The following is a 5420-nucleotide window of genomic DNA, read 5'->3' as shown; positions in this document are numbered from 1 at the left end:
TGAATACGGATACCTTGAGGATACAAAATACGATTCGTTTTGAGTGCTCCGATGACATGTGTGCCTTTTGAGAGCACGGCTTCGATGATCGTACGCGATGTATACCAGCTATCACACAAAAAATACGATGGCTGTTTGAATAACGGCAGTTGATTCATCATCTCTAACGAAAGTTGAATTTTACTGTCGGTTGTTTCTTTGTCGAATAATCGAAAATCATAAGGATAAGCGTGTTGACCTGATTTCATCATCAGTTGCACGACTTGATGCCCCCAAACACTTTTCCCATCCGTGTGCGAGAAATGATAACCGCAGCTTTCAGTTGGTTGAGTTGCCTGTGACGAAGGCTTTGTTTTCTTGGCAATCGTGTCGTCGAGTAAAAGAAATACAGGTTCATCTGCGGTGATGTTTTGTCGCACGTATTTTTGTGATTGTCTTAGAAGATAGGTTTCATTCCATGGGCTATTTTTAAGAAAATGCCCAAGTGTTGTACGATGCTTTTGGTGGTGGCTAAAGGCATGAATTTCTGTTAGTTTGCCTGTAAAACCAACACTTGACATCCCATCGATAAAATGAGTCAAATGCCGTAAAACGGGCTTTGAAAAGTAAAAGGGCAATTGCCAAGCAAGAAACCCTTTGTTGATTTGTTGGTGATGTGTTAATCTATTCATCAGACAGATACGCTCCTTTGGTGGATTGATTGGGTTAGAGCTTTCATTTTAACCAAAAGGGTGAATTCTGTCTTTTTATTTTGCTTAATGGTAATTATTTGAAGAGTATTTGCTCATTTAGAGTTATTATATAAAAGAACAGTTGAATCATTAATGACTTCCATTTTATTATTGTTTGTTATTTTCCCACTCTGTAATGTGATTGGTAAAAAATATAGCTTTTATTCATGGTTCCCTCTGCTTTACACCGAACCTAAAAACTTTTTCGTGTTAAATTTAGGAGAAATAGGCTATGGAATCGTTTTATTAATTAGTTGCGGTTTACTTTTTCAAACTTTAGCTGTCCGTAAATTTGCCAACGATTATTTCTAATAATAAAGCTGAAAACTAGCGGGCTTAGTCACTCGCGGGGTTTCAGCTTTCCACAAATGATTCAATAATAGGTATACATTTAATGATTAACACGGGCCATTACTCGATACAAATAATCTCCATGCCCTTTTGCTAGTGTCACTTCCTGCTCATCCGTTATCCAATAAAAGGAGAATATAAAACCTGTTTCATTTAAGCCTGTCGGATGATGCTGCCATGTATCTCGTTTTTCATTTGTCATTAGATGATAAAAATAGCGTTTTTGTAAAGTTCCTGAATAATGATTAAAATAATCTTCAGCAATTAACCCCTTAACTGTTAAATACGATAAGCCTGTCTCCTCAAACATCTCTCGAGTTACAGCCTCTAGCGGGGTTTCCCCTTCCTCTATTGTGCCTTTCGGAATTTGGATGCCTGCTCCTTCTGTATTTTGCTCAAATACTAGCACCTGTAACTGCCCCTCATGCTCTCTCGTAATATAGCCAAATGCTTTTTCAACAACCTGCATGAAGACATCTCCTCTCGTATGATTAAATATTACAATAAATAGAAAAATTGGAATTGTAGGTGAAAAGTGTTGACATTAATTATACGACAGACGCAAGAGAATGACATCTTTTTTGTGCAAGAAATTCCCACGAGAAGCTGGCATCATACATAACGAAAATATCATCCCACTTGACGTTGAGGGCACTGAAAAAGTCGATTTGCCACAAAAATTGTGATGCAAATCGACTTTTTTAAGTTTTCAAATCTAACAAAAGACAAATTTCTAATATAAAAAAGTGGATTTTTTTAGTTTTTCAGTGCCCTTCTCGACGTTCAGGACCGTTTTTTACAGGTTTCTTATAGCAGAGCACGCTTGAAAGAACGTCTAGAAAACAGTCCATTTTTTTTTGCTGAACTAGAAGAATCAATTGTAGGCTTTGCTAATTTTTCAAATGGTAAGAATGACGAAGCTGAGCTATTGGCAATCTATGTACTTCCTGAAACACAGGGTAAAGATCTTGGTTCAGCGCTACTAAAGCAGGGTATCCATATGCTTTCAGAAATCACACTTAGTGTATGTGTAGAGAAAAAAGCTACTCCGTTACAATTCGTGACTATGTAAGATTAAGTTGCTTAGATTCGAGGACAAGTGCTGTTAATCCCGTGTCACTTCCAGATTCATGTGCTTGTCCTGTTTGCCAAAGCACACCCTCTCCGGTCTTTAAAAATACCTTCTCCTTATCTGCTCCACAAACCCATCCTTCCCCCTGAATGACTATAAATAACTGTGGTACAGGGGCCTCATGCATTCCAACGACACCGCCCGGCTCTATATACATAAAGCCAATACTCGTTGGTTCTACAGTTCTCATTATCCTCTTATAGAAAGCGTCTACTGAATCATAATTTATAATTTGATTGGCAAACTCTTGTGTGAAATTAAGTATTTTCATATTGTTTATATTTCCTCCCCATGAAATTAAACTATATTATTCTCAAAAGCATTGTAAAACAGCCCATGCCTTCTCAAATTGTTTATTTTTATAATGTTCCTCACGTATTCAAAAATACAATCTACCACTTTCTCAAACCCGAGCTCATCCTCAGAAACAATTTATAGCAATAATCGCCAATCAGTCACCCAACCTCTAATTCCTGTCTGCGGGGTCATCGTAACTTGATGAGTCGCCACAATATAAGCCATTTGTTACAAGTTGACATTCCAAATACATATCGCCTTGAATGGTAACTGGATAACCATCAATGGGGTGAGTAACCATATCACCTTCCTCCATCCACTTATATGAAAGATCTATATAGCTATCAACCTCTCTTTATTTAAAATTTCTTTTAAATCGGTCGAGTTAGGAGATTGCTATATGGGAGTGTCTACTCGTTTTTAAGTTGTAGGCTATGCTAATTCTTCCTGTGCAAATGCTAACAGAGTCCCATCTTCTGTTTTGAAGTAAAAAACAAATGCATCATAGCCATTTCTTTTTATTGTTTCCCAGTCTGCTGTTTCTCCGCTCATTAATTGTACATAACCTTGGTCATCTACCTCATAGTCGTCCATTTCTTCATCGTAATCAATATTATAAAAAAATGATAACACAATCTCTGTTGCGAGCATGTTATATTTTTGAAGTGAACGGCTAACACGTTGCTCTTCTGTATATTCATCACAAAACAGCGCATTATAGCCATGCATGGTTCCATCAAACAGTAAAATTTCCTCTGCAGTTAATGGGTCCTTTGCGACAATTTTAAAGGTTGAGCCTGTAATGAAAGGCATTACCTCCCCCTCAAGCGACAACAAATCACCATAATACCAAATTTCAAATTGTTGATTGCCAGTGCTAGAACAAAGCTGGAATTGTGATTCAATATCGCCCAGTTGTTGAGCATTTTTTGCAAATTGCTGTAAATAGGTTGGAATTGGAATACTCATCGCTTTCTCTCCTTTTTAATTATCCTTAAACAATATTATAATATAAGAAAACATTTAACTTTATCTAAAGAAGAATTTTGAAATGTTGTAACTAAGCTAAATGAAGATGGTCAAGTGATCATGTTGAAATGAAGGATAATCAAATAACAATGCCAGTTGAAAATGGGTATATTTGTGTTTATAAAAATCTAATACCTAGAATTTGATTAGCTATTTTAATGAAATCAAACCATCTTATACATTAAAATATCATCAATATATTGCTTATCATGTAACCTAATTTCATTGATTTTTCTTCCTTCCTCCACAAATCCCATCTTTTTATATAGAGCAATGGCACTTTCATTTGTTGAAAATACGCCAAGACTAATCTTTTCAATATATGGATTGAGCTCTGCCCACTTTAGTAGCTTCTCAAGCAAACGTTTTCCAATCCCCAACCCACGATATTCTTTTAATATCATCATGCCAAAGGAGCCTGTATGAGCTAATCTTTTTCGATTTGGTGATTGAAACACAAGCCAACCAACTATTTTTTCTTGATATTGTGCAATTAAGATTAATTCTCGTTCATTTGTTAATTTTGCTTGTATCCAATTTTTTTGCTCTCCAATTGTTTGCTGAAATTCCTCAAACGTAGTGATTAGATAATCTTCTTCTACTAAAACTTCACTCTGTATTGCCAGCATATTTTCAACATCCTCTTCAGTGGCGACTCTAATTTTGATTTGTTCCATTTAGTCTCTCCCTTCATGGCAGTACAAATAGTCTCCTTATATGGACATAATGGAGACTAAATGCTTTTAATGATTTCTAGTCAGATATCTTTGGAAATTTTTTAAATCCTTTGCTAAAAACTCATTGGATAACCAAGCATTTGTTGTCTTGATATCCTCCATAAAATTAGAAAGCGAGGTTTTATCTAATTGACTAAATTGCTTGGAAACCTCTGTATTTTTAATGTCCTCTTGCCAATTACCATAATTTTCTGTTTTTATTGCACAAGATGTGGTTGGTTTGTATAAATCGATTTAACCAGTTGATTATATTCCTTGAATGCTTCCACAAGGGCATCTTTATCCTGTTTTTCAGTAGCAGCTACTATTTTATCTTTAAAGCTCTGCCATTTTTCAGGGTACGCCTCTTTTATTAAATCATCTATATGGATATAATCATCCGGTGCATGTACTAATGGACCCTTTTCAATGGCATATGAAACAGTACCATTGTCATTTTTCATGCCATTGACTGCAAATTTTGCAATTGTTGTCATAGCCTCCATAAAATCTTTTACCTGTTTTCCCTCTAAGTAGTTATCTGCAATAAATTGCGCTTTTTCTAAACCAAGTGAAATCATGGCTTGACGCTGTTCTTCCGTCATATTGCCAACATTGTGCACTAAGAGGTTTTGAGATATTGTTGAATATGTAGCATCGAGTGCTTGCTGACTTGCACCTTTTAAGCTATTGACAAGTTTCTCGTTTGTTTGAATATGCGGGATAATGATGGCAAGAACATTATGTTCAATTTCCTCATCCAATCGCGCCTGCTGTTCCGCACGAATAGCCAGCTGCTCCTCACTTTCTATGTAGTTTAATTTCCCTCCATCCTTAAACATAGAGGCTATTTTTTGAGCTACCTCCTCTGGTACCTCTTGCAATTGAATTTGAGAATCGAATAGACTACGCTTCCCTTCCAATTGTGACAGCATCTTGATCTTTTTTTAAGGCTTGTGAATTTCCTTCTCATAATCCCCCTCTCCCTTTTAAATTCGTTAGAGTTTATATCGAATTAATTACAAAATAATTGAAGTTAAAATAATAATTGGATCTATTTTAGCTTGCAAAATCAGAACCACCAGTCTAACTGGTGGTTTGCTCTACGCGTGAAACGCTGGGGTACTGGCCCATGTCTAAAGACACACTGAAAGGTCCGCCAAC

Annotated in this window: 6 protein-coding genes and 1 pseudogene; 1 reads left to right on the top strand and 6 read right to left on the bottom strand. The window is 36.2% G+C overall.

The window, feature by feature from the left end:
- Both ACQKIM_RS27580 and ACQKIM_RS27575 read right to left on the bottom strand, forming a co-directional pair.
- Positions 1 to 671 (bottom strand): transposase (locus ACQKIM_RS27580; RefSeq protein ID WP_427550098.1); only part of this gene is annotated, 671 nt, incomplete at its 3' end.
- 451 nt (positions 672 to 1122) lie between these two features.
- Positions 1123 to 1551, bottom strand: coding sequence for an NUDIX hydrolase (locus tag ACQKIM_RS27575; RefSeq protein WP_427550096.1), 429 nt, complete (start codon positions 1549 to 1551; stop codon positions 1123 to 1125).
- Between the two features lie 351 nt (positions 1552 to 1902).
- Here ACQKIM_RS27575 and ACQKIM_RS27570 point away from each other — a divergent pair.
- Positions 1903 to 2154: pseudogene (locus ACQKIM_RS27570) on the top strand (GNAT family N-acetyltransferase); the annotation flags it as partial.
- Here ACQKIM_RS27570 and ACQKIM_RS27565 read toward each other — a convergent pair.
- The 4 genes from ACQKIM_RS27565 to ACQKIM_RS27550 form a co-directional block, all read right to left on the bottom strand.
- Positions 2147 to 2485 (bottom strand): cupin domain-containing protein, encoded by a 339-nt coding sequence (locus ACQKIM_RS27565; RefSeq protein WP_427550093.1) that lies wholly within the window; start codon positions 2483 to 2485, stop codon positions 2147 to 2149. The pseudogene ACQKIM_RS27570 and the gene ACQKIM_RS27565 overlap by 8 nt on opposite strands.
- Before the next feature lie 458 nt (positions 2486 to 2943).
- The gene (locus ACQKIM_RS27560) at positions 2944 to 3480 is read right to left on the bottom strand and encodes a hypothetical protein (protein WP_427550091.1); all 537 of its coding nucleotides are present in this window, start codon (positions 3478 to 3480) and stop codon (positions 2944 to 2946) included.
- Between the two features lie 224 nt (positions 3481 to 3704).
- Complete coding sequence (locus ACQKIM_RS27555) at positions 3705 to 4217, bottom strand: N-acetyltransferase family protein (RefSeq protein ID WP_427550090.1); 513 nt, start codon at positions 4215 to 4217, stop codon at positions 3705 to 3707.
- Positions 4218 to 4474: 257 nt separating this feature from the next.
- Positions 4475 to 5179, bottom strand: coding sequence for a hypothetical protein (locus ACQKIM_RS27550; protein ID WP_427550087.1), 705 nt, complete (start codon positions 5177 to 5179; stop codon positions 4475 to 4477).
- Positions 5180 to 5420: the final 241 nt, after the last annotated feature.

It is taken from the genome of Lysinibacillus sp. NPDC047702 (assembly GCF_050272555.1).
GTDB lineage: Bacteria > Bacillota > Bacilli > Bacillales_A > Planococcaceae > Lysinibacillus.
This window is presented reverse-complemented; position numbering and strand designations above follow the sequence as displayed.

Excerpts from the sequence above, each read along its gene's own strand:
- ACQKIM_RS27560 (WP_427550091.1), bottom strand. The coding sequence starts at position 3,480 with ATGAGTATTCCAATTCCAACCTATTTACAGCAATTTGCAAAAAATGCT.
- ACQKIM_RS27575 (WP_427550096.1), bottom strand. The coding sequence starts at position 1,551 with ATGCAGGTTGTTGAAAAAGCATTTGGCTATATTACGAGAGAGCATGAG.
- ACQKIM_RS27555 (WP_427550090.1), bottom strand. The coding sequence starts at position 4,217 with ATGGAACAAATCAAAATTAGAGTCGCCACTGAAGAGGATGTTGAAAAT.
- ACQKIM_RS27565 (WP_427550093.1), bottom strand. The coding sequence starts at position 2,485 with ATGAAAATACTTAATTTCACACAAGAGTTTGCCAATCAAATTATAAAT.